This window comes from Streptomyces sp. NPDC058653, assembly GCF_042716895.1.
Classification (GTDB): domain Bacteria; phylum Actinomycetota; class Actinomycetes; order Streptomycetales; family Streptomycetaceae; genus Streptomyces.
The window spans coordinates 75,191-100,813 of record NZ_JBHXRM010000028.1 but is presented as its reverse complement, the minus strand read 5'-3'; the positions used below and the strand labels follow the sequence as shown (position 1 = coordinate 100,813).

Annotated in this window: 29 protein-coding genes; 11 read left to right on the top strand and 18 right to left on the bottom strand. The window is 72.4% G+C overall.

All coding sequences use genetic code 11. From position 1 onward, the window contains the following. Positions 1–2: 2 nt before the first annotated feature. From cysD to ACFWU9_RS23405, 9 genes are all read right to left on the bottom strand, one after another. Positions 3–974: a sulfate adenylyltransferase subunit CysD gene (gene cysD, locus ACFWU9_RS23445; RefSeq protein ID WP_384321434.1), complete on the bottom strand. Its 972-nt coding sequence runs from the start codon at positions 972–974 to the stop codon at positions 3–5. After that, positions 974–1,534: an adenylyl-sulfate kinase gene (gene cysC, locus ACFWU9_RS23440; protein WP_384321432.1), complete on the bottom strand. Its 561-nt coding sequence runs from the start codon at positions 1,532–1,534 to the stop codon at positions 974–976. The genes cysD and cysC overlap by 1 nt, the downstream gene beginning before the upstream one ends. Continuing rightward, positions 1,519–2,232, bottom strand: coding sequence for a phosphoadenylyl-sulfate reductase (locus tag ACFWU9_RS23435; RefSeq protein WP_384321429.1), 714 nt, complete (start codon positions 2,230–2,232; stop codon positions 1,519–1,521). The genes cysC and ACFWU9_RS23435 overlap by 16 nt, the downstream gene beginning before the upstream one ends. After that, entirely contained in the window at positions 2,229–2,405 is a 177-nt protein-coding gene (locus ACFWU9_RS23430; RefSeq protein ID WP_384321427.1) for a hypothetical protein, read from the bottom strand. Before ACFWU9_RS23430 ends, ACFWU9_RS23435 begins: the two co-directional genes overlap by 4 nt. Beyond that, positions 2,402–4,099, bottom strand: a complete 1,698-nt coding sequence (locus ACFWU9_RS23425; RefSeq protein WP_384321425.1) for a nitrite/sulfite reductase — start codon at positions 4,097–4,099, stop codon at positions 2,402–2,404. The genes ACFWU9_RS23430 and ACFWU9_RS23425 overlap by 4 nt, the downstream gene beginning before the upstream one ends. A 126-nt stretch (positions 4,100–4,225) precedes the next feature. After that, positions 4,226–4,309, bottom strand: a complete 84-nt coding sequence (locus ACFWU9_RS23420; protein ID WP_329082446.1) for a putative leader peptide — start codon at positions 4,307–4,309, stop codon at positions 4,226–4,228. Between the two features lie 68 nt (positions 4,310–4,377). Further along, positions 4,378–4,959 carry a GNAT family N-acetyltransferase gene (locus ACFWU9_RS23415; protein ID WP_384321423.1) on the bottom strand — a complete coding sequence of 194 codons (582 nt, stop codon included), beginning with the start codon at positions 4,957–4,959 and terminating at the stop codon, positions 4,378–4,380. 103 nt (positions 4,960–5,062) lie between these two features. Further along, positions 5,063–6,364 (bottom strand): GAF domain-containing protein, encoded by a 1,302-nt coding sequence (locus tag ACFWU9_RS23410; RefSeq protein ID WP_384321421.1) that lies wholly within the window; start codon positions 6,362–6,364, stop codon positions 5,063–5,065. Positions 6,365–6,702: 338 nt separating this feature from the next. Further along, entirely contained in the window at positions 6,703–8,346 is a 1,644-nt protein-coding gene (locus ACFWU9_RS23405) for an acyl-CoA dehydrogenase family protein (protein ID WP_384321419.1), read from the bottom strand. Between the two features lie 17 nt (positions 8,347–8,363). On the opposite strand from ACFWU9_RS23405, the gene ACFWU9_RS23400 reads away from it, so the two are divergent. Both ACFWU9_RS23400 and ACFWU9_RS23395 read left to right on the top strand, forming a co-directional pair. Beyond that, the gene (locus ACFWU9_RS23400) at positions 8,364–9,506 is read left to right on the top strand and encodes a YihY/virulence factor BrkB family protein (protein WP_384321417.1); all 1,143 of its coding nucleotides are present in this window, start codon (positions 8,364–8,366) and stop codon (positions 9,504–9,506) included. Positions 9,507–9,515: 9 nt separating this feature from the next. Beyond that, on the top strand, positions 9,516–10,271 hold the full coding sequence (locus ACFWU9_RS23395; RefSeq protein ID WP_384321415.1) for a helix-turn-helix domain-containing protein: 756 nt from the start codon (positions 9,516–9,518) through the stop codon (positions 10,269–10,271). Here the strand turns inward: ACFWU9_RS23395 and ACFWU9_RS23390 are convergent. Next, positions 10,211–10,603, bottom strand: a complete 393-nt coding sequence (locus ACFWU9_RS23390) for a VOC family protein (protein WP_384321413.1) — start codon at positions 10,601–10,603, stop codon at positions 10,211–10,213. The genes ACFWU9_RS23395 and ACFWU9_RS23390 overlap by 61 nt on opposite strands. 85 nt (positions 10,604–10,688) lie before the next feature. On the opposite strand from ACFWU9_RS23390, the gene ACFWU9_RS23385 reads away from it, so the two are divergent. Both ACFWU9_RS23385 and ACFWU9_RS23380 read left to right on the top strand, forming a co-directional pair. Further along, positions 10,689–12,356: a sensor histidine kinase gene (locus tag ACFWU9_RS23385; protein WP_384321411.1), complete on the top strand. Its 1,668-nt coding sequence runs from the start codon at positions 10,689–10,691 to the stop codon at positions 12,354–12,356. A gap of 114 nt (positions 12,357–12,470) precedes the next feature. Next, positions 12,471–13,130, top strand: a complete 660-nt coding sequence (locus tag ACFWU9_RS23380) for a response regulator (protein ID WP_384321458.1) — start codon at positions 12,471–12,473, stop codon at positions 13,128–13,130. Between the two features lie 127 nt (positions 13,131–13,257). Here the strand turns inward: ACFWU9_RS23380 and ACFWU9_RS23375 are convergent, their stop codons facing one another. The 6 genes from ACFWU9_RS23375 to ACFWU9_RS23350 all read right to left on the bottom strand — a co-directional run bounded on the left by ACFWU9_RS23375 (position 13,258) and on the right by ACFWU9_RS23350 (position 19,667). Further along, complete coding sequence (locus ACFWU9_RS23375) at positions 13,258–14,151, bottom strand: S1 family peptidase (protein WP_384321409.1); 894 nt, start codon at positions 14,149–14,151, stop codon at positions 13,258–13,260. Positions 14,152–14,757: 606 nt separating this feature from the next. After that, positions 14,758–15,639 carry an ABC transporter ATP-binding protein gene (locus tag ACFWU9_RS23370; RefSeq protein ID WP_384321407.1) on the bottom strand — a complete coding sequence of 294 codons (882 nt, stop codon included), beginning with the start codon at positions 15,637–15,639 and terminating at the stop codon, positions 14,758–14,760. A 4-nt stretch (positions 15,640–15,643) separates the two neighbouring features. Then, positions 15,644–16,723 (bottom strand): FecCD family ABC transporter permease, encoded by a 1,080-nt coding sequence (locus ACFWU9_RS23365; RefSeq protein ID WP_384321405.1) that lies wholly within the window; start codon positions 16,721–16,723, stop codon positions 15,644–15,646. Positions 16,724–16,726: 3 nt separating this feature from the next. Further along, entirely contained in the window at positions 16,727–17,830 is a 1,104-nt protein-coding gene (locus ACFWU9_RS23360) for a FecCD family ABC transporter permease (RefSeq protein WP_384321403.1), read from the bottom strand. 2 nt (positions 17,831–17,832) lie between these two features. After that, positions 17,833–18,858, bottom strand: coding sequence for an iron-siderophore ABC transporter substrate-binding protein (locus ACFWU9_RS23355; protein WP_384321401.1), 1,026 nt, complete (start codon positions 18,856–18,858; stop codon positions 17,833–17,835). Further along, positions 18,744–19,667, bottom strand: a complete 924-nt coding sequence (locus ACFWU9_RS23350) for a hypothetical protein (protein ID WP_384321399.1) — start codon at positions 19,665–19,667, stop codon at positions 18,744–18,746. The genes ACFWU9_RS23355 and ACFWU9_RS23350 overlap by 115 nt, the downstream gene beginning before the upstream one ends. A gap of 143 nt (positions 19,668–19,810) precedes the next feature. Between ACFWU9_RS23350 and ACFWU9_RS23345 the strand changes: the two genes are divergently transcribed. Then, a complete protein-coding gene (locus ACFWU9_RS23345; protein WP_384321397.1) occupies positions 19,811–20,314 on the top strand; it encodes a DUF6328 family protein in 504 nt (167 codons plus the stop codon). A 78-nt stretch (positions 20,315–20,392) separates the two neighbouring features. Here ACFWU9_RS23345 and ACFWU9_RS23340 read toward each other — a convergent pair whose 3' ends face one another. Together ACFWU9_RS23340 and ACFWU9_RS23335 are read right to left on the bottom strand one after the other, a co-directional pair. After that, positions 20,393–20,857, bottom strand: coding sequence for a VOC family protein (locus ACFWU9_RS23340; RefSeq protein ID WP_384321395.1), 465 nt, complete (start codon positions 20,855–20,857; stop codon positions 20,393–20,395). Positions 20,858–21,009: 152 nt separating this feature from the next. Next, positions 21,010–21,387 (bottom strand): VOC family protein, encoded by a 378-nt coding sequence (locus ACFWU9_RS23335; RefSeq protein ID WP_384321393.1) that lies wholly within the window; start codon positions 21,385–21,387, stop codon positions 21,010–21,012. Between the two features lie 125 nt (positions 21,388–21,512). On the opposite strand from ACFWU9_RS23335, the gene ACFWU9_RS23330 reads away from it, so the two are divergent. From ACFWU9_RS23330 to pqqE, 6 genes are all read left to right on the top strand, one after another. Beyond that, complete coding sequence (locus ACFWU9_RS23330; RefSeq protein WP_384321391.1) at positions 21,513–22,040, top strand: GNAT family N-acetyltransferase; 528 nt, start codon at positions 21,513–21,515, stop codon at positions 22,038–22,040. 264 nt (positions 22,041–22,304) lie between these two features. Further along, a complete protein-coding gene (gene pqqA / locus ACFWU9_RS23325) occupies positions 22,305–22,427 on the top strand; it encodes a pyrroloquinoline quinone precursor peptide PqqA (RefSeq protein ID WP_384321389.1) in 123 nt (40 codons plus the stop codon). An 11-nt stretch (positions 22,428–22,438) separates the two neighbouring features. After that, positions 22,439–23,353 carry a pyrroloquinoline quinone biosynthesis protein PqqB gene (gene pqqB / locus ACFWU9_RS23320; protein ID WP_384321387.1) on the top strand — a complete coding sequence of 305 codons (915 nt, stop codon included), beginning with the start codon at positions 22,439–22,441 and terminating at the stop codon, positions 23,351–23,353. Continuing rightward, entirely contained in the window at positions 23,350–24,081 is a 732-nt protein-coding gene (pqqC, locus tag ACFWU9_RS23315) for a pyrroloquinoline-quinone synthase PqqC (protein WP_384321385.1), read from the top strand. The genes pqqB and pqqC overlap by 4 nt, the downstream gene beginning before the upstream one ends. Further along, a complete protein-coding gene (gene pqqD, locus ACFWU9_RS23310) occupies positions 24,078–24,359 on the top strand; it encodes a pyrroloquinoline quinone biosynthesis peptide chaperone PqqD (protein WP_384321383.1) in 282 nt (93 codons plus the stop codon). Before pqqC ends, pqqD begins: the two co-directional genes overlap by 4 nt. Next, entirely contained in the window at positions 24,356–25,555 is a 1,200-nt protein-coding gene (pqqE, locus tag ACFWU9_RS23305; protein ID WP_384321381.1) for a pyrroloquinoline quinone biosynthesis protein PqqE, read from the top strand. The genes pqqD and pqqE overlap by 4 nt, the downstream gene beginning before the upstream one ends. The last annotated feature ends 68 nt before the right edge of the window (positions 25,556–25,623 follow it).

Sequence of the window (25,623 nt, the reverse complement as noted above, 5' to 3'; positions counted from 1 at the left end):
GGTTAGAAGTACCCCTCGCGCTTGCGGTCTTCCATGGCGGCCTCGGACATCTTGTCGTCGGCGCGCGAGGCGCCCCGCTCCGTGAGGCGCGACGCGGTGATCTCCGTGATGACGGCGTCCAGCGTCGTGGCCTCGGAGTCGACGGCGCCCGTGCAGGACATGTCGCCCACGGTGCGGTAGCGCACCAGACGGGTCTCGGTGGGCTCGCCGTCCTTAGGGCCGCCCCAGTCGCCCGCGGTCAGCCACATGCCGTGGCGGTTGAAGACCTCACGCTCGTGCGCGAAGTAGATCTCGGGCAGTTCGATGCCCTCGCGGGCGATGTACTGCCACACGTCCAGCTCGGTCCAGTTGGAGAGCGGGAAGACCCGGACGTGCTCGCCGGGCGCGTGCCGCCCGTTGTAGAGCTGCCACAGTTCGGGGCGCTGGCGGCGCGGGTCCCACTGCGAGAACTCGTCGCGCAGCGAGAAGACCCGCTCCTTGGCGCGCGCCTTCTCCTCGTCGCGGCGGCCACCGCCGAAGACCGCGTCGAACCGCTCGGCCTGGATCCTCTCCGTCAGCGGAAGGGTCTGGAGCGGGTTGCGGGTGCCGTCGGGGCGCTCGCGCAGCGTGCCCGCGTCGATGTACTCCTGCACGGAGGCCACATGCAGACGCAGCCCGTGCTCGGCCACCGTACGGTCGCGGTAGGCCAGCACCTCGGGGAAGTTGTGACCGGTGTCGACGTGCAGCAGTGTGAAGGGCACCGGCGCCGGCGCGAACGCCTTCAGCGCCAGATGCAGCATCACGATGGAGTCCTTGCCGCCGGAGAAGAGGATCACCGGCCGCTCGAACTCGCCCGCCACCTCACGGAAGATGTGCACACCCTCCGACTCCAGGGCGTCCAGATGGCTCAGGGCGTACGGCGCCTCACTGCCGCCGGTGCCCTCGCCCTCGCCGCCCTCGGTCCCGTCGGTGACGGACACGACGCTGGTCGCCATCAGGCCAGACCCCTCTCGGTGAGCAGCGCGTGGAGCGCCGCCGCGGACTCCTGCACGGACTGCGTGTGCGACTCGATCCGCAGATCGGGCTCCTCGGGCTCCTCGTAGGGGTCGTCGACGCCGGTGAGACCGCTGATCTCGCCCGCCGCCTGCTTCGCGTACAGGCCCTTGACGTCCCTGACCGAGCACACCTCGACCGGGGTCGCGACATGCACCTCCAGATACGCGGTCCCCTCGCTCCGGTGGCGCTTGCGGACCGCCTCGCGGCTGTCGGCGTACGGCGCGATCACCGGCACCAGCGCCTTGACGCCGTTGGACGCGAGGAGTTCGGCGACGAAACCGACGCGCTGCACGTTGGTGTGCCGGTCCTCGCGGCCGAACCCGAGGCCGGCGGAGAGGAACTCGCGGATCTCGTCGCCGTCCAGGACCTCCACGCGGTGGCCGTCGGCGCGCAGCCGGCCCGCCAGTTCCACGGCGATGGTGGTCTTGCCGGCGCTGGGCAGACCGGTCAGCCAGATCGTGGCGCCCCGGTCGGCGCGGCCCATCAGTGGAGCCCGCATTCGGTCTTGGAGTTGCCCGCCCAGCGGCCGGCGCGGGCGTCCTCGCCCTCCAGCACGCGGCGGGTGCAGGGCGCGCAGCCCACGGAGGCGTAACCGTCCTGGAGCAGCGGGTTGGTCAGGACGCCGTGCTCGGCGACGTACGCCTGAACGTCCTCCTGCGTCCAGCGGGCGATGGGGGAGACCTTGACCTTGCCGCGCCGGGCGTCCCAGCCGACGACGGGGGTGTTCGCACGGGTCGGCGACTCGTCGCGGCGCAGTCCCGTCGCCCAGGCGTCGTAGGCGGTCAGGCCCTCTTCGAGGGGCCTGACCTTGCGCAGGGCGCAGCACAGGTCGGGGTTTCGGTCGTGCAGCTTCGGGCCGTGCTCGGCGTCCTGTTCGGCCACCGTCGCGCGCGGGGTGAGCGTGATGACGTTGACGTCCATGACGGCGGCGACGGCGTCGCGGGTGCCGATCGTCTCGGGGAAGTGGTAGCCGGTGTCGAGGAAGACCACGTCGACGCCGGGCAGGGCGCGCGAGGCGAGATGGGCGACCACCGCGTCCTCCATGGAGGAGGTGACGCAGAAGCGGGCGCCGAAGGTGGTGGTGGCCCAGGTCAGGATCTCCAGGGCGGAGCTGTCCTCGAGTTCGCGGCCCGCGCGTTCGGCGAGCGCCTGGAGATCGGCGGCCCTGCGGTCGCCGGTCGCGGTGAGAGTGCTCATATCCGTTCCCCTCCGTCGTCCGTCGTCAGCCCGCGGGTCAGCAGCCCGAGGAACCTCAGTTGGAAAGCCCGGTTGCAGGCGCCGCATTCCCAGGCGCCGTGGCCCTGTTCGTTGGGGCGCAGGTCCTCGTCGCCGCAGTAGGGGCAGTAGAAGGGGGCGGCGCGTTCGCTCACGACAGCGCCTCCTCGGAGGCGCGGGCCGCCCAGGTGGCGAAGCGCTCGCCGCTCTCGCGCTCCTTCTGGAAGCGCGTCAGGACCCGCTCGACATAGTCCGGGAGTTCGGCGGCGGTGACCTTCAGCCCGCGGACCTTACGGCCGAACGAGGGGTCGAGTCCGAGCGCGCCGCCCAGGTGCACCTGGTAGCCCTCGACCTGGTTGCCCTCGCCGTCCAGCATCAGCTGGCCCTTGAGACCGATGTCCGCGACCTGGATGCGGGCGCAGGCGTTGGGGCAGCCGTTGACGTTGATGGTGATCGGCTGGTCGAAGTCGGGGATACGGGCCTCCAGTTCGTCGATCAGGGAGGCACCGCGCGCCTTGGTCTCGACGATCGCCAGCTTGCAGAACTCGATGCCGGTGCAGGCCATCGTGCCGCGCCGGAAGGGCGACGGCTTGACGCGCAGGTCCAGCGCTTCGAGGCCCGCGACGAGCGAGTCGACCCGGTCCCCGGCGACATCGAGGACGATCATCTTCTGCTCGACGGTGGTGCGCACCCGGCCCGAGCCGTGCTCCTCGGCGAGGTCGGCGATCTTCTTCAGGGTGGGGCCGTCGACGCGGCCGACGCGCGGCGCGAAGCCGACGTAGTGGCGGCCGTCCTTCTGGCGGTGCACACCGACGTGGTCGCGCCACTCCTCGACGGGCCGCTCGGGTGCGGGTCCGTCGACGAGCGCCCGCTTCAGATACTCGTCCTGGAGGATCCGGCGGAACTTCTCGGTGCCCCAGTCGGCGAGGAGGAACTTCAGCCGGGCGCGGGTACGCAGCCGGCGGTAGCCGTAGTCCCGGAAGATCCCGATGACGCCGGCCCATACGTCGGCGACCTCGTCCAGCGGGACCCAGGCGCCGAGCCGCTGACCGATCTTCGGGTTGGTCGACAGCCCGCCGCCGACCCAGAGGTCGAAGCCGGGGCCGTGCTCGGGGTGCTCGACACCGACGAAGGCGATGTCGTTGATCTCGTGCGCGACATCGAGGAGCGGCGATCCTGAGACGGCCGTCTTGAATTTACGCGGGAGGTTCGAGAACTCCTTGGTCCCGATGAACCGGGCGTTGATCTCGTCGATGGCCGGGGTGCCGTCGATGATCTCGTTCGCGGCCACTCCCGCGACGGGGGAGCCGAGGATCACCCGGGGGGTGTCGCCGCAGGCCTCGGTGGTCGACAGGCCGACGTCCTCCAGACGCCGCCAGATCTCCGGCACGTCCTCGATCCGGATCCAGTGCAGCTGGATGTTCTGCCGGTCGGTGATGTCGGCGGTGTCCCGGCCGAACTCGTGCGAGATCTGGCCGATGACACGCAGCTGCTCGGTGGTGAGCCGGCCGCCGTCGATCCGCACCCGCAGCATGAAGTACCGGTCGTCCAGCTCCTCCGGCTCCAGGATCGCGGTCTTGCCGCCGTCGATCCCGGGCTTGCGCTGGGTGTACAGCCCCCACCAGCGCATCCGTCCGCGCAGGTCGGCCGGGTCGATCGAGTCGAATCCGGCCTTCGAGTAGATCGTCTCAATGCGTGTCCGCACATTGAGACCGTCGTCGTCCTTCTTGGTCTGCTCGTTGGCGTTGAGGGGGGTGAAATGCCCCACGGCCCACTGGCCCTCGCCACGGTGACGGCTCACCTTGCGGCGGGGCGTGGCGGCAGCGGGGTTCTCAGGGGTGGCGGCCATGGCGGCATACGTCCTTCGGGACTACGGAGACGGCTCTGACCCGCACACGTGGCTACGGGCGCAGCGGTGCGCGGGAGGATTCGAGCGAAGGGGGGAGCGGGTGCGGCGTGGCGGTGGCTGTGCTGGTCAGCTCGCCCGACAGATGGCGCTGGACATGCGGCAGAGATCGACGTGCCGCCGACTCACCAAGGCAATTCCAGCTGTAGACATGGGGGAAGCCTGGCACGCGGATCTGAGGCCAGTCCACCACGATCCATGATGTGGACGAGACTGTCCCGCTATGCGAGATTCGATGTCGGGTGGGCGCCGGCCCAGGGCCCCGGCGCCGCCACGTCCGGCTCCTCGGCCACCTTGGTGTCGAAGAGGGTGAAGCCGCGCCGCAGATAGTTGTCCATCGCGTGCTCCCCGTCCTTGGAGCAGGTGTGCAGCCAGACGCGCTTCGTCGGCGTCCGGCCCGGCCGCCGCTCCGCCATGTCCCAGGCGCGTGCCACCACGTACGACAGCAGATGCCCGCCGATCCGGCGGCCCCGGAAGGCCGGGACGAGCCCGAAGTACACGATCTCGACGGTGCCGTCCTCCTGGGCCTGGAGCTCCACGTAACCGGCCGGGGTGCCCTTCTCGTACGCCACCCAGGTCTCGACGCCCGGCGCCGAGACCGCCTCGTGCCACTCCTCGTACGACAGGGAGAGCCGGTCGGTCCAGCGGATGTCACCGCCGACGGCCGTGTAGAGGAACCGGCTGAACTCCGCCGACGGGATCTCGGACCGGACGATCCGCACGTCGCCCCCGGGCTCCGCGGCCGGCCGCAGATCGTCGGGGGAGGTCTGTTCCAGGGACCACGTGGTCACAGTGATGCTCATGGTCGCCAGGGAACCACGCGGCCCCCCACCGGCCAAACCGTGCCGCCGGCCGGGTGACACGGGCGTACCCGGCCGCCCCGCCCCGGGGCCGGACGGCCCCCCTTCAAGGGACCTGGCCCTCGTCCCGCCCGTAGTGACGGCCGCCCGCCACCGCCGGCGCGGTCGAGTGCGGCAGCAGGTCCGCCGGGTGCGCCGGCCGTACGACCTCCACCTCGACCTCCTCGCTGAAGCGGTACGGCCGGTGGGCCAGCACCCCCGCCAGATGACGGCGCACCCGCGACATCTCCGCCCGTACCGTCACCGTGCGCGTCGGGTCCCCGAAGACGTCCGCCGCCAGCTCCGCCGCGCTCCGGCCGTCCCGGTGCACCGCCAGGACGTAGAGCAGCTCCGCGTGGCGCGGCGTCAGCTCCTGCGCCCAGCTGCCCGCCGCCCCCGAGACCGTCAGCGACCAGCGCCGGGGGCGGCTCAGATCCAGCACCACCTTGCTCGGTGCGTCCGGCGGCGGCTCCTCCTCCACCGTCAGCAGCCAGCCGCCGGGCAGCGGTTCGACGGCGCACATGCCGAGCGTCGGCAGCCAGACCCGCCCCGGCCGCAGCGACTTGGGCAGCGGCAGCCGGTCGACCGGCGCCATCCCCGTCACGGCGGCCGTCCAGCCGTGCCTGTCGACGGCCACCGCACGCCCGCCCACCCGGCACAGGATCGGCGCCGCCACCGAACGCAGCCGCTCCACCGCCCGCCGATGCCGCTCCCGCAGCTCGCTCTCGGCGAGTCTGGCGACGGACGTGACCAGCGCCAGCGTCGTCGGGTGGAAGCCCGCGGCCGGGCCGCTCACATCGATGGCACCCAGCAGCCGCCCGTCGCGCGGGTCGTGCACGGGCGCCGCCGCGCACGTCCAGTGCGTCAGGGTGTGCACGAAGTGCTCGGCCGAGTGGACCTGCACCGGGGCCCTCGCGGCCAGCGCCGTACCGATCGCGTTGGTCCCCGTGACCTGCTCCGCCCAGGCCGCGCCCTCCGCCAGGCTGATCGTGTCGGCCTGCCGGCTCACCTTCGGGTTGCCCTCGCGCCACAGGACCCGGCCCTGGTCGTCCGAGACCACCAGGATCTGGAGCGTCGCGTCCGTGACATCCGTCAGCCCGTGGGTGACGCTGCGCATCACCTCCGCGAGCGCCGACGTACGACGCCGGTGTTCGAGCTCCTCCGCCGCGAGGACCACCCGCTCGCTCTGCCGGTCCGGGTCCACCCCCAGCCGCCGCATCCGCTGCCAGGACGCCCCGATGACGGGGCGCGGCGCCACCGGCGGCCGGTCACCGGCCAGCGACGCCTCCCGGATCCGCTGGAGCAGCCGCCTCGCCTGCCCGCCGTCCATCGCCGCGAGGCGTGACAGGTCGAGCGGTGTGTCCTTCATCGGGCCCCCCGCCGCGAACGGCGTGTCTGTCGATTCCGCGACGTCCCGGCGAAGAGGCGCGGGGACTCGGGCACCGGCATGGTCTCGGGCATGGTCTTCGGCGTGAACTCGGGTGCGGGCGGGGTCATGTGGTGCTGCTCGCCCCTCCCCCCATCGTGCCGTTCCGGCCCTCACCGGAGGCGACGGTTCGGATATTCTGCAACCACTTGCAACTCTGGCAAACGCCCACCACATGCGTGAAGGTGACATCAAGTCGTGGGTGGTGCCGTGTCGGCGCAGCACCACCCTCGGCCCCAACGCGTGCCCGCTCACGGCCCGTTCCGGCCGCGCGCCGCAGGTCAGACAGGTCGCGCCCGGGTCACGACCGACTCCAGGTCCAGACTGTGCGGCAGCGTACCGAAGGCCGTACCCCAGTCGCCGCCGAGCCGGGACGCGCAGAACGCGTCCGCGACCGCCGGCGGCGCCCAGCGCACCAGCAGCGAGCCCTGGAGCACCAGCGCCATCCGCTCCACGAGCCGCCGGGCGCGGGCCTCGATGCCGTCCAGATCGGCGAGTTCGGTCAGCAGGTCCTTGATCGCCCCGTCCAGCCGGTGGTCCGCGCCGCGCGCCGCGCCGACCTCCCGGAGGAACGCGTTCAGCGCCTCGGGCTCGCGCTGGAGCGCCCGCAGGACGTCCAGCGCCTGGACATTCCCCGAGCCCTCCCAGATCGAGTTCAGCGGCGACTCACGCAGCAGCCGGGGCATCCCGGACTCCTCCACGTACCCGTTGCCGCCCAGACATTCGAGGGCTTCGGCCGCCACCGGCATACAACGCTTCGTCACCCAGTACTTCGCTGTCGGCACCGCGAGCCGCAGGAACGCCCGCTCCGCCTCCGAGCCGGTGCTCTGCACGGCGTCCTGGGCCGCCGCCAGCCGCAGCCCCAGCGTCGTCGCCGCCTCCGACTCCAGCGCCAGATCGGCCAGTACGTTGCGCATCAGCGGCTTGTCGATCAGCTCGCCCCCGAACGCGCTGCGGTACGCGGCGTGATGGACGGCCTGCGCCACCGACTGGCGCATCAGCGCGGCCGAGCCGAGCACGCAGTCCACCCGCGTCGCCGCCACCATCTCGATGATGGTGCGCACGCCGCGCCCCTCCTCGCCGACCCGGCGGGCCCACGTGCCGTCGAACTCGACCTCGCTCGACGCGTTGGACCGGTTGCCCAGCTTGTCCTTCAGCCGCTGGATCAGGAACACGTTGCGCGTCCCGTCCGGCAGCACCCTCGGAACGAGGAAACACGTCAGCCCGGCAGGGGCCTGGGCCAGCACCAGGAATCCGTCGCACATCGGCGCGGAGCAGAACCACTTGTGGCCCGTCAGCAGATACTCGCCCGCCGCGTCCAGCGGCCTCGCCGCCGTCGTGTTGGCCCGTACGTCGCTGCCGCCCTGCTTCTCCGTCATGCCCATCCCGAACAGCGCGCCCGCCTTCTCACCGGCGGGCCGTAGACCGGGCTCGTACCGGTGCGAGGTCAGCCGCGGCTCCCACTCGGCGGCCAGCTCCGGCTCCGCCCGCAGCGCGGGCACCGCCGCGTGCGTCATGGACAGCGGACAGCCGTTCCCGGCCTCCGCCTGGGTCCACACGTAGAACCCGGCGGCCCGGCGCAGATGCCCGTCGGGCCGCCCCCAGGCGTCCGTCAGCCCCGCCGACACGGAGGCGTCCAGGAGTTGGTGCCAGGCCGGATGGAACTCGACCTCGTCGATCCGGTTCCCGTACCGGTCGTGCGTCCGCAGCCTCGGAGGGTTCTCGTTGGCCAGCGTCCCCCACTCCTGGGCCCGCGCGGAACCGGCCAGCAGACCGAGCGCGGACAGCTCCGACCGTGCCTCGTCGAGGACTTCGGGCGCGGCGTGCCGCTCCAGGCCTTCCGCGAGGGCCCGGTCGCCGCCGAAGACGTCGTATCCGACCAGGGGCGGAACCTGGTTGGTCACTGTGTGGGTGGTGGCAGTCATGCCGCTACGGTAAGGAGGTGCAGGCAGCAAACGAAACACCCGAGCGGCCACGGGGCCGACTCCGCCGACTCCGCCGGGCCCGTGCCCTCTACCGCAACGTCTCCAAGCGGAAGATGGCCTGGCTGCTGCTGAAAGACACGGTCAACTCGTGCATCGAGTACAGAATCCTCGGTCTGGCGGCCGAGGCGGCTTTCTTCACGCTGCTCTCCCTGCCGCCGTTGATGCTCGGTCTTCTCGGCCTGCTCGGGTACATAGACGACTGGACCAACACCACCACGGTCGCCTCGATCGAGGAGAACATCCTCACCGCGGTCGGCACGGTCCTCTCCGACCGGGGCGTCGACCAGATCGCGAAACCTCTCCTGTCGGACGTCACGCACGGCGGACGCCCCGACATCATCTCCATTGGTTTCGCGATCGCGCTCTGGTCGGGCTCCCGCGCGGTGAACGTCTTCATCGACACGATCACCGTGATGTACGGCCTCGACGGCCGCCGCGGCATCGTCGCCACCCGGCTGCTCGCCTTCCTCCTGTACATCGTGGCGCTGCTCATCGGCGCCGTCGTGCTGCCGCTGGCGGTGGTGGGGCCCGACCGGGTCGTCGACATCATCCCGTGGGGCACGGAGGTCGCCAGCGTCCTGTACTGGCCGGTGGTGATCCTGCTCTCGATCGCCTTCCTCACCACGCTCTACCACGTCTCCGTGCCCGCGCGGTCGCCCTGGATAGAGGACGTGCCGGGCGCGCTCGTCGCCCTCGGCATGTGGGTCTTCGGCAGTTTCCTGCTGCGGATCTATCTCACGAGCACGGTCGAGGGCCCCACCATCTACGGATCGCTCGCCGCCCCCATCGCGGTCCTCCTCTGGATCGGTATCTCGGCCTTCGCCGTCCTCGTCGGCGCGGCCGTCAACGCCGCCATCGACCGGGTCTGGCCGTCGGTCTCCACGGCGGCGGCCCGCGCCGCCAACGACCGGCTCCGGGCCGCGCAGGCCGCCGAACTGGTGGCGCGCGTGGAGGCGCTGTCCGGGGAGATGGACGAGGAGGAGTACGGCCCCGACCCCGACATGCCGTCGGAGTTCCCCGAGCGATGGTCCCGCTTCCTGCCCCCGGACGACCTGAAGTCCCGGTTCCACTCCAGCCGGGACCGGGAGGGAAAGCCGTAGCCTGGAAGGGTGTACAGGGAAAGGGCGTCGCACGTCGACGGCGTCGTCGTATGGAGGCGGACGGCGCCGGCGGGTGACCACGGCCCCGTCTACCCAGTCCTGCCGGACGGCTGTATGGATCTGCTCTGGACCGGCGGCCGGCTCGGTGTCGCCGGACCCGACACCCGCGCGTACGCGCCGGACCTCACGGGCGGCGCCGGGACCGGGCCCGGCGAGTGCGTAGGGGTCCGCTTCGCGCCCGGCATCGCGCCCGCGGTCCTGGGCGTACCGGCACACGAACTGCGCGACCGGCGGGTGGACCTGTCCGACCTGTGGCCGGGCCCGGAGTCGCGCGAGATCGCCGAGCGCCTCGCCGCCGCGAGCGACCCGGCCGCCGCACTCGAATCGGTGGCGCTGCGCCGCATGGCCCTCGCGGGCCCGCCCGACCCGCTGCTGCGGGCCGTCGTCGAGGGGCTCGACGCGGGCCGCACGGTCGCCTCCGTCGCCGAGACGGTCGGTCTCGGCACCCGCCGGCTGCACCGCCGCTCCCTGGACGCCTTCGGCTACGGCCCCAAGACCCTCGCCCGGGTCCTGCGGCTCCAGCGCGCGCTCGCGCTCGTACGGGCGTCGGTGCCCTACGCGGAGGCGGCCGCGGCCGCCGGCTACGCCGACCAGGCGCACCTCGCCAGGGAGACGCGCGATCTGGCCGGCCTCACGCTCGGCACCTACGAGGCGTTGGCGAACAGCGAGACACCGCAGCCGTCGGGGTCGAGCACGACCGCGTAACGCTGCCCCCACGTCGCGTCCCACGGCTTGAGGTGTCCGCGGTACCCGGCGCCGATCAGTTCCTCGTAGACCGAGTCGACCTCGGCGGGGCTGTCGCAGAGGAAGCAGAGCCCGATCCGCTCACCGGGCGTCGGCGGGGTCCAGCCGGGGTCGAAGGACCGCATGACCTCCTCCGAGTCCCAGGCGAGACGCATCCCGCCGGGCAGGGTGATCTCCACATGGGGAGCGGAGTCGGCGTCGGCGGGGATGTCCAGGCCGAGCCTCCGGTAGAAGGCGAGAGAGGCCGCCATGTCGGAGGCGACGATGCCGATCATGTCCAGTCGTGTCTTCATGCGTTCACCGTAGGGCGGGCCGGGACGGCCGGTCTTGAACGAATCGGACGACGGGGAGCGTCGCCGCGTTCGATAATCTCGAACGATGCGGGGGCGGGGCGGCGACAGCGAGGCGGGTGGGCCGGCGGCGGTCTTGGGCGCCCGCGGCCGGAAGGCGACCGCGAGGGGTCAGGCCGTACGCGACACCGCGCTGTGGGGTGTCCTGGCCGCGTTCGCGATCGTCTGGTTCCTCGGCCACCCCGACCCGTCCGTCGCGCTGGAGTTGGCGCTTCCGCTGCTCGTTCTCGCCGTCGCGATACCCGCTCGCCGCCGCCGGCCCCTGGCCACCCTGTTCGCCGTCGACGCGCTCTGCGCCCTGGGCCTCGCCCACCCGCTCACCCCCGCCAACGCGTATGTCCTGGCGCTGGCCGTCCTCGCGGGACTGCTGGGCGCGGGACCGACGACCGCGCGCGCCGCGCTGACGGCGTTCGGCGGCTGCCTGGCCTTCGACCTGGCGCTCTGCGCCGTCCTCGGCGTGGGGGCGGTGTGGTGGTACTGGACGCTGACGGTCCTGCCGCTCGCGCTCCTGCTGCCCTGGCTCTTCGGCCGCTACTGGCAGGCCCAGCTCTCCCTCGTGCACGGCGGCTGGCAGCGGGCGCGACTCCTGGAGCGGCAGCAGCGGCTCGTCGCCGAACAGGCGCGGCTGCGGGAACGGAACCGCATCGCCGCCGACATGCACGACTCCCTCGGCCACGAGCTCAGCCTCATCGCGCTCCGCGCGGGCGCCCTGGAACTCTCACCCACGCTGACCGGCCGGGACCGCGAGGACCTCGGCGAACTGCGGGCGGCCGTGGCGGACGCCGTCGGTCTTCTGCGGGACACGGTGGGCGTGTTGCGCGACGACGAGGGCGACCGGGACGGCGGGCCGACTGCCGAGTCGGTCGAGGAGTTGGTGGACCGGGCGCGGGACTCCGGTGTCCGGGTCGAGCTGCGCCGCGAGGGCAGCCCCGCGCCGCCCGGCCCCTCACCGCTCGTCGAACGGGCCGTGTACCGGGTGGTGCAGGAGTCCCTGACCAACGCGGCGAAGCACGCGCCGGGGGCCCCGGTCCTGGCGCGGATCACGCACACGGACGGGCGCACCGAGGTACGGGTGACCAACTCGGCGCCGACGGCGGGGGAGTTGACATCGGGGCCGGAGTCGGGAGGGCGGGGGCTGGCCGGGCTGCGCGAGCGGGTGCGGGTCGTCGGGGGATCGCTGAGGGCGGGGCCGTACGGGGAGGGGTTTGAGGTCGTCGCGACGGTGCCGGACCAGGTGGGACCGGACCGGCAGCCGGGCGCCGACGGGGAGGCCGCGCCGGAGCCGGGCGCGGAATCCGCGTCGGACGCGGGGTCGGAGTCCGTACGACAGCTCACCGCCGCCCGGCGCAGGACAAGGGTGCGGTTCGCCGCCGCGTTCGTGCTGCCCGTCGGGTTCGGGCTGATCTCCCTGGTGTCCGCCGGATACGCCACCTTCCAGCTGGCGACCAGTGTGCTGCGGCCCGCCGACTTCGCCGAACTGCGACTGGGCAGCAGGCGCGCCGAGTTCGCGCATGTTCTCCCGGCACGGCAGTTCCCCTACGTCTCGGACGCCGCGAAGTCCCGCTCCCGGCCGGCCGGGAGCGTCTGCGAGTTCTACCGGTCGAACGGCGGCCTGCTCAACCAGGCGGACGTCTACCGCCTCTGCTACACGGACGCGCGCCTGGTGGCGAAGGACGTGCTCCCCGGGTCGGAGTGACCGTGTCACCGAGGGCGCTTCTGGTCCTGTCCGGCGGCTCTTCGCGGACACGCCCCTTACTTTCGTCGGGGACTCCCGTGTGAGCCCGCTCGGTACACTCCGGCCGTGGTCAGGGTGCTGGTGGCAGACGACGAGGCGCTGGTCCGTGCCGGGGTGCGGGCGATTCTGGCGCGGGATCCGGGGATCGAGGTCGTCGCGGAGGCGAGGGACGGGCAGGAGGCCGTCGAGGCCGTACGCCGTCATCTGCCCGACGTGGCCCTGCTGGACATCCAGATGCCGAGGCTCGACGGGATCGACGCGGCGGAGCTGATCCACCGTGAGCTGCCCGGTACGGCGGTGGTCATGCTGACGACCTTCGGCGAGGACGCCTTCATCGCCCGCGCCTTGCGCGGCGGCGCCGACGGGTTCCTGCTGAAGGCGGACGACCCGAGGGAACTGCTGGCGGGTGTGCACGCGGTCGCCTCGGGCGGCGCGTACCTCTCACCGAGGGTGGCGGCCCGCGTGGTGGCGGGGCTGCGGTCGGGCGGCCCGGGCGCGCCGGCGGTCGGACCGCTCACGGAGCGGCTGACGGAGCGGGAGCGCGAGGTCCTGGCGCTGGTCGGCTGCGGGCTGTCCAACGCCGAGATCGGCCGTCGGCTGTTCCTGGTGGAGGGCACGGTCAAGGCCCATGTCAGCGCGATCCTGGCCAAGTTGGGGGTCCGCAACCGGGTGGAGGCGGCGATCGCCGCGTACGAGGCGGGCCTGTCCGGGCGGGGCCGGGAGACCGGACCCTAGGGGCTCGGCGCCGGACGTACGACGGCGGGCCGCGCCAGGGGCGCGGCCCGCCGGGGACCAGGGTCCCTGCGTCCTTCGGAGCGTCAGAGGATCGTCACCCTCGAAGCTCCCGGATGCCTCGGATGCCTCAGATGATCGACACGCCGTAGGCGCCGAGCGCCTCGGTGACCGGCTGGAAGAACGTGGTGCCGCCGGAGGAGCAGTTGCCGCTGCCGCCGGAGGTGATGCCCAGCGCCGTGGTTCCGGCGAAGAGCGGGCCGCCGCTGTCGCCGGGCTCGGCGCAGACGTTGGTCTGGATCATGCCGGTGACGATGCCGTCGGCGCCGTAGTTCACGGTCGCGTTGAGGCCCGTGACCGAGCCGCCGTGCAGACCGGTCGTGCTGCCGCTGCGGCTGACCGCCTGGCCGACGGAGGGGTCGCCGGCCGAGGTGATCTCCTGGTAGCCGCCGTTGTACAGGTAGACCCTGCCGTCGGCGGCACCCGGGTTGGAGTGCTGGATGATCCCGTAGTCGTTACCGGGGAAGCTGGAACCGACGGTCGTGCCGATCGACCAGCTGGAGCCGATGTTGGTGCAGTGACCGGCGGTGATCGCGTAGTTGGCGCTGCCGTTGGTCACGTTGAAGCCGAGCGAGCAGCGGGCGCCACCTGTGGTGATGGCCTCGCCGCCGGCGATCAGCTTGCTGAAGGTGCCGGGGGTGCGCTTGATCGTCAGGCCCGCGTCGGAGTCGGCGAGAGCCGACTTGACCTCGGCCAGCTCGGCGGCCGAGACGCTGGTGTCGGCGGTCACGACGATCTTGCCGGTGGCTTGGTCGGTGTACCAGGCGGTGCCGGCGACGTCAGCGGCGAGGACGGCCGAGCTGGCGTCGGCGAGCTCGGCGGCGGTCACCTTGGCCTCGGGGGCCGGGGCGGCGACCGCGGACGGTGCCGCGAGCGCGACGGCGGTCACCAGACCGGACGTCACGGCGAGAAGGCGAGCGCGTCTGGACACGCCGGTCAGGGGGGAGAAACGCTTGAAGGTCACGAAATCCTCCATCGGTGGGGGGAAAGCACGGCCCCGTGGGGTGTGGGCCGTTGTGTGTGCGCCGGTCCGGCGCCGGTCGTCACCGGCTGTGGACCTGTTCGATCCGCACGAATGGAATCGTTGACGGGGTCGGCCCCGTACACAAGGCCGAGTTCCGGACCCCGGCCGTCCGCACTGTCCGACCGGGCGCCCGGCCCCTTGAGCCGGGCCGGGATCGCGTTCCCCGTGTATCGGTCAGGCACTTTGCTGCAAAGCGCCGGTGCGCGAATACGCGGGGTGGGTTTCAGGCCGGGAACGCCTGCGGGGCAACGGGTTTGAGCCTGTATACCGGGTGGTGCGCCGGGTCATGTCACGAACACACAGGGTTTGCGCGGCGGTTCGGGACCCGGTACGTGCGGCTGTCCTGCCGGGTGCGGGACGGTGTCGGCGGGGGTGGGTCGGGCATCGCCGCTGTGATCGGTGCGGTGTTATGAGGCGTACGAGCGAAATCCGGGCATCTGCTCGATGGCCGAAAACAGTCGTACGGCCCCGAGTCGGCCTCATCATGTCCGTCCGCATCCGGCCACCGCACAGTACTTGCGAGGCGCGCCGCCATGTGCAGGTCCGTCAGAAACCGTCCGTGGAAGCCGAATCGGAGCCGTGATGCCTGCCGACCGGGATCACCATCGGGGTCCCGCTGACAGGGTCGGTGGCGATCCGGCAGCGAAGCCCGAAGACGTCCTCGACCGTCTCCGCCGTCATCACCGCGGCCGGCGAGCCCTGGGCCACGATCCGGCCCGCCTTCATCGCGATGACGTGATCGGCGTACCGGCAGGCCTGGTTGAGGTCGTGCAGCACCATCACCACGGTCCGCCCCTCGCGGCGGTTGAGGTCGACGATCAGATCGAGCACATCGATCTGGTGGGCCAGATCGAGATACGTCGTCGGCTCGTCCAGCAGCATCACCCCGGTGCCCTGCGCCACCGCCATGGCGATCCAGGCGCGCTGCCGCTGCCCGCCGGACAGTTCGTCCACCGAGCGGTCGGCGAGACCGGTGGTCGCCGTCGCCTCCAGGGCGTCGTGGACGGCCTGCTCGTCGGCCTTCGTCCACTGCCGCCACCACGTCTGGTGCGGTGAACGGCCCCGGGTCACCAGGTCGACGACCGTCAGCCCCTCGGGCGCCACCGGCGCCTGCGGGAGGATGCCGAGCCGCTGCGCCAGCTCCCGGGTGGGGATGGAGTGCAGCTCGCGGCCGTCCAGCCGGACGGCGCCCTGACGAGGCGTCAGCAGCCGGGCCAGCGCGCGCAACAGGGTCGACTTGCCACAGGCGTTGGCGCCCACGATGGCCGTGATCCGGCCCGGTGGCACCGCCAGGTCCAGATCGGTGACGACCGGCCGGTCGTCGTACGCGAGGTGCAGCCCCTCCGCGCGCAGGTCGGGAACACCGGTGTCGGCGACGCCGGTCGCGGCGGCCGGGGCACGGGCGGGTTCGGGGACGGTGGTGGACATCGCTTCAGCCTCCAGAGCCCGCGCGGTTGACGCGGACGAGCAGCCACAGGAGCACGGGTGCGCCGAGCACCCCGGTGACGATCCCGACGGGCAGTTCGGTGTCGGGGATCAGTTCGCGTGCCAGGACGTCGGACACGAGGACGACGAGCGCGCCGGTCAGTCCGGCCGCCAGGGGTGGCGGCCAGGCGGTACGGGTGAGCCGCTGGGCGATCTGCGGCGCGGCAAGCGCCACGAAGGCGACGGGACCGGCGGCGGCGGTCGCGAACGCGACCAGACCGACCCCCACCAGCAGGACGCCCAGCCGTACCGTCTGGACGCGGGTGCCCAGCCCCCTCGCCACGTCGTCGCCGAGCTGGAGCGTCCGCATCAGCCGCCCCGTCAGCAGCGCGGCCGGCAGCAGCACCGCCAGGGCGATCGCGAGCGGGGCGCCCTGCTGCCAGTCGCGCCCGTTGAGGTTCCCGACGAGCCAGCCCAGCGCCGACTGCGCCTCGAACCGGCCGCCCCGGGCGAGCAGATAGTCCGTCGCGCTCAGACACATCCAGGACACACCGATCCCGACGAGGATGATCCGGTAGCCGGTCGTACCGCGCCGCCACGCCAGCGCGTACACCAGCAGCGCGCTGACCAGCGCGCCGAGCAGACCGAGCGCCTGGGGGCCGAGGCCGAAGTCCCAGCCGAGCACGATGCCCGCCACCACGGCGGTGCCGGCGCCCTGCGTCAGACCGATCATGTCGGGACTGGCCAGCGGATTGCGGGTCATGGTCTGGAACAGCGCGCCCGACACCCCGAAGGCGACGCCCGCGAGCAGGCCCACCATGGCGCGGGGCAGCCGCAGTTCCCGGACGACGAGCACGGTCCCCGCGTCGCCCGAACCGGTCAGCGCGCCGGCGACGTCCGTCAGCGGGATGCCGTAGTCGCCGACCGAGACGTCCCAGCACAGCGCCACGAACACGGCGAGGGCGAGCACGGAGGTGACGGCGACGAGCCGCGGGCGTACGACGCCCGAGACAGGCGGCCGGGACAGCCGGAAGGACCGGCCGCTCTCCCTCAACAGCCCTTTGGACACGGGCGGGTGGACGGTCATGGCTCATACCTCCGCGAGCCGGCGCCGCCGGACCAGGGCGACGAAGAACGGACCGCCGATGAACGCCACGATCACGCCCGCCTGCACCTCGGCGGGGCTCGCCAGCAGCCGGCCCAGGATGTCGGCGGCGAGCAGCAGGGACGCGGCGAGCACGGCGGAGAGCGGCAGCAGCCACCGGTGGTCGGGCCCGACGCCCGCCCACTGGGCCAGCGCCCGGGCGGTATGCGGCACGACGAGACCGATGAAGACCACCGGCCCGATCACGGCGACGGCCCCGCCGGTCAGCAACGTCACGGCGACGACGCCCTGGAGCCGCAGCGGTCCCAGCCGGCGCCCGAGCGAGACCGCGACGTCGTCACCGAGGGCGAGGCTGTTCAGCGCCGGGGCGATGAACAGCGCGAGCACGGCGCCGACGGCCAGGAACGGCAGGATTCGTACGACCGTGGCCGCGTCCGTACCGGCGAGCGAGCCCGCCGACCAGAAGCGGTAACGGTCCAGCGCGTCCGGATCGGTCAGCACGACCGCACTGGTCAGCGACGTCAGCACGGACGTGATGGTGATACCGGCGAGGGCCAGCTTCACCGGTGTCGGCCCCGACCGGCCGAGCCGCCCGAGCTGGTGGACGAGCACGCTCGCCGCCATGGCCCCGGCGAAGGCGAACCAGACGTGGCCGTTCACCCCGCTCAGCCCCAGCGGCCCGGCGGCGACCACGATGGCGAACGCGGCGCCCGCGCTCACCCCGAGAATGCCGGGATCGGCGAGCGGGTTGTGCGTCAGCGCCTGCATCACCGCGCCGGACAGGCCGAGCGCCGCGCCCGCCGCCACCGCGAGACCGGTACGGGGGACACGTACGGACATGATCACGTCCTCGACGCGCGCGCCGACCGGCTGCCCGGTCAGGACGTCCAGCACTTGACCGGGCGGGATCCGCAGGGCGCCGAGGCCGAGCGAGAGCAGACACAGCGTCAGGAACAGGGCGGCGACGAGCGTGACGAGCAGCGCGGGGCGCCACCGGCCGCGACGGCCGGCGGCGTCGGCCACCGTGACACGGCCGGTCACGGTCGTGCGCGGCGCCCCGGTCGCGCGCGGGGTCTCGGTCCCGGCCATCGTCAGGACGCCGGCGAGGCGACCTTGGTGGCGGTCTCGCCGTCCACGGCCGCGGCCAGCATCGGCACCAGCCGCTCGACGGTGTACGGCAGGCTCAGGGCGGACACGAACGAGATGGCGCTGCCGAAGTCGGTGGACTCGTCGACGTACACCTCGCGGCCCTCCTTGACCACGTCGAGCTTCGCGTACAGCGGCTCCTCGCGCAGCTTCGGGCCGTCCTTGGCCGGGTCCGCCATCAGCCACACCAGGGCGTCGGTGTCCAGCAGATCGGTGCGCTCCTTGCTGATGTTGGCGCCGAACCGGTCCCCGATGGCCTTGTCGAGCCCCTCGGGGAGGTCGAAGCCGAGCGAGGTGAGGAGCCGGGGACGGGTGTCCTGGCTGCCGTAGACGAACATCCCCTCGTACGCCGTGGCCGCCGCCGCTGTCGCTCCCTTGAACTCGGGGTGCGCGGCCGCCGCGTCCGCGATGGTCCTCTCCGTGTCCGCGACGATCTTCTTCGCCTCGTCGGCCTTCCCCAGCAGGGTGCCGACGGTCTCCGTCTGCTTCTGCCACGGTATGCCGAAGTCCCGGTACTCCTTGGGCTGGGCCACCACCGGGGCGATCTTCGACAGGGTGGTGTACTGCTCCTTCGTGAGACCCGAGTACAGGGCGAGGATCACGTCGGGCCGCAGCGCGGCGATCTTCTCCGGCTGGGGGCCGGTGCCGGTGTCCTTCAGTACGGTGGGCACCGCCTTGCCGCCGAGCCTGTCGGCCGCCCAGGGGCCGATGGCGCCCTCGTAGCCGCCGAGCCATTCGGTGGTGCCGACAGGGACCTTGCCGAGGGCGAGGAGGGCGTCCTGGTCGGTGAGACCGACGGTCACGACGCGCTCCGGGTCCACGGGGACCTCGGTGCTGCCGAACTTGTGCCCGATGGTCACCTTCGCGGCGTCGCCGCCGCTGTCGCCCGTGTCGTCGCCGGAGCCGCAGGCGGCGGCGCCGAGGAGGAGTACGGCCGCGAGAGCCGTGGCGGTGAGTCGGTTCTGGGACATGTGTGGACCTCGGGGATTCGGACGGAGCGGACAGGAGGAAGTGGGGGGTACGGGGCGGTGGTTGATGTCAGGGAGGCGGCGTCGGCGGTGTCGGTGACGACGACACCCGGAAGTTCGCCGGGCCGTACGAGGAGGTCGAGCCCGCGGAGACCGCCGTGGGTGAGTCCGCGAAGCCGCAGTTCGCCGCGCGGCGGATCGGGCGGGGAGACCGGCGGCAGGTCCCCGGCGGTGAACTCCCCCGGCCCGGCGAGCACATCGGCGATCCGCGCCGCCGACGCCCGGCCGCGCGCCGGCTCGGCGCCGACCCGGGCGAGCACCCCGAGCGGCCCCGGCAGGAACAGCGCGAGCCCCACGGCCGACACCAGCTCGCCGAGACCGCCGGAGCCGGACAGCACGAGCCGGCCGCCCACCAGCGCGCCGGGCGGGCGGCCCGCCTCCGTGCCGCCGTGCGGGGCGAGAGCGCGCCGTACGACGTCCAGGCGCAGCGGATGCCCCGCACGTTCGGCGGCGCCTTCGGCGATCCGGGCCCCGGTCCGGAAACCGAGCGTGAGCATCGGATGGACGGCGGCGAGGATGAGGAGCCGGCGGGTGAGCGCGCCACCGTCGGGGCGTACGACGGCGCGGTCGACGACCACACCGATGAGGACGGGAACGAGCGCCTCGCCGATCTGACGGGCCGCGCCCAGCACGGAGCTGAGCACGACAGCGCGGCGCTGTCCCCGGAGGGCGGCACGCGGGACACCACGCCCGGACGCGTCATCCTCCACCACGTGCCGCTCCTTGACCATGTCGACGACCACTTTGACCACATGGTCAACGAAGGTAAGGCTAACCTATGTAAATCCCGAGGCTGTGAGGGGTGCGCACCGCCGGTCCGTCCGTCGCCGACGACACGCCGGGGCACGCGCGGGGGCGCGCGCATGGACGCCGCGCGCGGGGACACCTGGAGAGCATGACGAATGACCTGAGCGGAGAAGGCGGCGGCTCGAACGTCGGTCGGGACGAATCGCCGGAGGAACGCGCCGACCGGCGCTGGGCGGAACTGCTCCAGGAACTACGTGTGGCCCAGACCGGTGTGCAGATCCTCTTCGGGTTCCTGCTCACCGTCGTCTTCCAGTCGCGCTTCACCGAACTGTCGGACACCGACACCAACATCTATGTCGTGACGGTGGTTCTCGGCGCCGTCGCCACGGGCGCCCTCATCGCCCCGGTGTCCTTCCACCGGATGGTCGCGGGGCGGCAGTTGAAGCCCGAGGCGGTCGAATGGGCGTCCCGGCTCACCGTCATGGGACTGATCTTCCTGCTGGGCACCATGGCGTCGGCGCTGCTGCTGATCCTGCGCGTGGCCCTGCACAACGCCGTGGCCCTGTGGATCGTGGCGGGACTCGTGCTGTGGTTCGTGCTCTGCTGGTTCGTCCTGCCGGCCTGGGCCCGCCACCGCGACACCCGGAGCTGACGGCGGGACACAGGTGATGGCCGGGCGGGGCTGATGGTGGGACGGGGCTGACGGCGGGGCGCGCGGGCGCCCCGCCGGTCACCGTCCGGTGCCGTGTCCACCCGCGCGGCGGGTGATCTCCTCCGGGGTCAGGTCCTCCAGATGCGTGAGGAAGACCCACACATGTCCGTACGGGTCCCGCAGGATCGCGGTGCGGTCGCCGTGGAACTGGTCGGCCGGTGGCTGGAGCAGTTCCGCACCCGCCGCGACGGCCCGCCGCGCCAGCGCGTCGACATCCTCGACGAAGACATGCAGCCCCACGGTGGTGCCGCCGAGGGCGCCCGGCGCCCCGAACACGGGCCCCTCCGCGTCGCCCAGCATGAAGACCGACCCCTCGACGCCCATCTCGGCATGGACGATCCGGCCTCGCGGACCGTCGACGCGGAACAGCTCTTCGGCGCCGAACGCCCTGCCGTAGAAGTCGATCGCGGCATGGGCCCCGTCGACCATGACATGGGCGATCACGGAGTGGCGGTAGTGCTCGGGAACGGTGGTCGTGGTCATGGGAACTGCCTCCTCGTTCGGCCGCTGCCGGTGACCACGAACGTAGAAGTTGAACCGCGGTTCAGGTCAAGCGCGAGGCCGAGCCGTCGCGCGGACAAGCGGTCGCACCGACGTGCGGGAGGCCGAACGGTCGGGCGGCCCCGTCCGCCGGATCAGGCCGGCCGGTCCTGGAGCACGGAGAGCGTGTTGCCCGCCGGGTCGGTGAACCACGCGATGTACGGGCCGCCGAGCCGGAAGATGCCCCGCTCGTCGGTCTCCATGTCCGGGTAGCGCTCGAAGCTCACGCCGCGCCGGACCAGTTCGTCCACGGCCCGCTCGATGTCCTCCACGGGGAAGTTCAGGATCGTGAACGTGGCGGGGACATGGTTCGGCTTCGGATAGACGAGCACCTCCGCCCCGCTCCCGAGACGCAGCTGAAGCATCCCGTTCGCCTCGGTGACCTTCAGCCCCAGCGTCTCCTCGTAGAAGACCCGGGCCCGCGGGATGTCGTCCACGGCGAAACCGCTGTACGCCTTGCTGCTGCCGAGCATGGCCGCTTCCTCTCGTCCGACCGGGTCCTGGGACTCCTCCCGACCGTACAAGGGGCGCCGGTCACCGGCAGCGCGACGGAGCCCCGCCGTCCGGTGCGTCCCACCCGGTGCGTAATACTCCCGCCATGACCTCGCGTATTACCGACTCCGGCCGCGCGGCGGGCCGGCGGGGAGCCCGCTCCCACCCGGCCGTCACGCTCCGGCGGGCGACCGCGCGCGACGCCGGACGGGTGACCCGGCTCGTCCGGGCGTCCCGCGCCTACGAGGGCCCCTACGCGCCCATGATCGCCGGCTACCGCGTGGGACCCGACTACATCGAGACCCATCGGGTCTTCCTCGCCGAGGCTCCCGACGGCCGGCTGCTCGGCTTCTACGCCCTGCTGCTCGTCCCGCCCGAGCTGGACCTGATGTTCGTCGCGGACGCCGCGCAGGGCCTCGGTGTCGGGCGGCGGCTGGTCGACCACATGAAGGGGGAGGCGCGCGCCGCCGGTCTCACCTCCGTACGCGTGGTGTCGCACCCGCCCGCCGAGGGCTTCTACCGGAGCGTGGGCGCCGAACGCGTCGGAACGGTTCCCGCCAATCCGCCCGCCGTGATGTGGGACCGTCCGGAGCTGGTCATCGGGGTCGGCGCCGCCGGAACCGCCGCACCCTGACGGCGTGTCGGCCAGGACCGATCGGAAACGCCACCCACACGGGTGGTCGGCTTCCCGGACCCCACCGGTCCGAGTCCGGATGTGATCGGATGGGATGCGGTCCGCCCCATTGACCGGGCCCCGTGCGAGAGGCAACGCTGTGGCACAGGGCTGAACGCCGGACATCGATGTGAATGAGCGTTCGGCGGTCGGCACCGTGTGTCACCGAGAAGTCAAACCTGAATCACTCCTGACCCCCACATCTCAGGAAGGCAGGCACGGCTCATGAACGACTCACAGGAAAAGGCCCCGGAGCCGACGGACTCCACGATCAACTGGCAGACCCCGGAATTCGTGGTCGTCGAGACCGCGCTCGAGGTCACCGCCTACGCCCTGACCGACCGGTAGACCCCACCGCCATGCTGCTGCAGGTGCTCGGCACCGCGGCGGGCGGCGGGCTGCCCCAGTGGAACTGCGCGTGTCCCGGCTGCGCCGGGGCACGCGCCCACCCGCACCGGCGCCGCCGTCACGCCTCACTCGCCCTGCGCGCCGACGAGGACCGCTGGTATCTCGTCAACGCGACCCCCGACATCGGTGACCAGATCGAGGACAGCCCCGCACTGCACCCGGGGCCCGGACCGCGCGACACCCCCGTGGCCGGAGTGATCCTCACCGACGCCGAACTGGACCACACCCTCGGCATCGCCCGGCTGCGCGAGGCCGACGGTTTCGACGTCCTCGCCACCCGGCCCGTCCGCCGCGCCCTGACCGGGCTCATGAGACTGGACGACATCCTCACCCCGTACACCCGCGTCGAATGGCGGGAGTTGGGCGGCGAGCCGGTGCCGCTCACCAAGAGCGGCGGCGTCGAGATCGACGCCGTGCCCGTCTCGCCCAAACGGCCCCGTTACGCCGTCGCGGCCCCCGGCACCGCCGGCGGAACGGACGACGACCACACCTGGGTCGTCGCCCTGCGGCTGCGCGAGACCGCCACCGGCCGCAGTCTCGTCTACGCGCCCGCCCTCGCCCGCTGGACCGACACCTTCCAGGACGCCGTCGAGGCCGCCGACTGCGTGATCGTCGACGGCACCTTCTGGGACGACGAGGAGCCCGTACGGACCGGCATCTCGTCCAGGACGGCCACCGGCATGGGACATCTGCCGATCGCCGGACCCGGCGGCACGGCGCGCCGGCTCTCCGGTCTGCGCGCCCGCTGTCTCTACACCCACCTCAACAACACGAACCCGCTCGGCGACCCGGACGCCCCGCAGCACGAACTGCTGGGGGAGTGGGGCCTGGCGGTCGCCGCCGACGGAATGGTGATCGAGCTGTGAGCACAGCCGCCCCGACCGCGACGCGCACGGACGGGCCCTGGAGCCCCGAGGAGTTCACGGACCGGCTGCGCGCCGTACCGGCCGAGCGCTACCACGACCGCCACCCGTTCAACCTGCGGATGCACGAAGGCACCCTGGAACCGGCCGAGTTGCGCCGCTGGATCATCAACCGCTTCCACTACCAGCGGCACATCCCCGTCAAGGACGCCCTGATCCTGGCCAAGTTCGACGACTCCTCCCTGCGCCGCTCCTGGCTCCGCAGAATCCAGGACCACGACGGCCCGGCCGAGGGCCAGGGCGGCATCGAGCGCTGGCTCCGCCTCGGCGAGGCCGCCGGGATCGACCGGGCACGGCTCCGCTCGGGCGCCGAAGTCCTGCCGGGCGTACGGCTCGCGGTCGACGGCTACGTCAACTTCTGCCGACTGGGCTCACCCCTCGAAGCCGTCGCCGCCTCCCTCACCGAACTCGCGGCGCCCGGCATCATGCGCACCCGTATCGCCGCGTTCGAGCGCCACTACCGCTGGATCGAGGCCGACGGCCTCACCTACTTCCGCGACCGCGTCGGACAGGGCCGGCGGGACAGCGAGGAAGCCCTCGCCCTGGTCCTGGCGTGGGCCGTGACCCGGCGGGAGCAGGAGGCGGCGGTGGCCGCGCTCCGGTTCAAGTGCGACGTGCTCTGGTCCCTGCTCGACGCGGTCGACCACGGTACGGGGGAGCGACAGCCATGACTGGACCGCCGCCGGACATCGAATCCGGCTGGAAGCCGGTGCTCTCCCGCTCGGTGGTGTTCCGGCACGACCGGGTGCGCGACACGGACCTGCTCGTCCTGCCGGAGCGCGTCGTCGTGCTCCAGGGCAACGCCGGATCCGTCCTGCGCCTCTGCGACGGCGCGAACGACGTCGGCACGATCGTCGCCACGCTGGCCGGGGAGTATCCCGGCGCGCCTGTCGCCGAGGAGGTCCCGGTCTTTCTGGGCCGGTTACGCGCGGAAGGATGGCTCAGGTGACGGGACCGACCAGTCACGCGCCCGGACCGAGCGGTCAGGCGGCCCCGGCCGGGCCACCCGCCCTCCCCGCCCCGCCGTGGGCGCTGCTCGCCGAGCTGAGCCACGGCTGCCCCCTGCACTGCTCGTACTGCTCCAACCCCGTCGAACTGGTCTCCAGGGCAAGCGAACTGACGACCGATCAGTGGACGGATGTGTTCCGCCAGGCTGCCGGCCTCGGAGTCGTACAGAGCCATCTCTCGGGCGGCGAACCGCTCCTGCGCCGCGACCTGACCGAGATCGTCGCCGCCGCGGACGGCGCCGGGATCCACACCCAGCTCGTCACCAGCGGCGTCGGACTGCACGAACAGCGGCTCGCCGCCCTGGTCGACGCCGGACTGCGCAGCGTCCAGCTCTCGGTGCAGCACGCGGACCCCGCCGCGTCCGAACTCATAGCCGGGGCACGCTCGTTCGCCGCCAAGGAGCGCGCCGCCCGGCTCGTCCGCGCGGCGGACCTGCCCCTCGGCCTCAACGTCGTCCTGCACCGCGCCAACCTCGACGCGCTGGACGACCTCGTCACCCTCGCCCTCGACTGGGGCGCGGAGCGCCTCGAACTCGCCAACACCCAGTTCTACGGCTGGGCACTGCGCAATCGCGACGCGCTCCTGCCCGACCGCGCCCGGATCGCCCGGGCCCTGGAGTCCGTCGAGCGCTGGCGGACACGGCTGGCCGGGCGGCTGGAGCTGGTGTGGGTGGTGCCGGACTACGTGGACGGGACCGCCAAACCCTGCATGGGCGGCTGGGGAGCCCTCTCGCTCACGGTCGCTCCCGACGGCACCGTCTACCCCTGCCCGGCCGCCGCCGCGCTGCCGGGACTGGACGCGCCCAACGTCAAGGACCACTCCTTGGAGTGGATCTGGCGGGAGTCGAGGGCCTTCAACCTCTACCGGGGCGAGGAGTGGATGAGCGACACCTGCCGCGGCTGCGAGCTCCGTAAGAAGGACTTCGGCGGCTGCCGCTGCCAGGCCCACGCGCTCACCGGCGACGCCGCGCGGACCGACCCGGCCTGCCGTCTGTCGCCCGACCACGCGCTCGTACGTGACCTGGTGGACACCCCGAGAGGGCCCGGACCCCTGCGGGCCGGCGCGGCACCGCCGGCGCCCCCGTACATCTACCGGGATCACCCGAAAGACCACGGAGCGGCGCCCGCTCACCCTTAGAACTTCCTTTCCAGCGGCCCTTCATGGCCGCACCACGCGCACCTCCCGACCCCCCACCCCATCCGGAG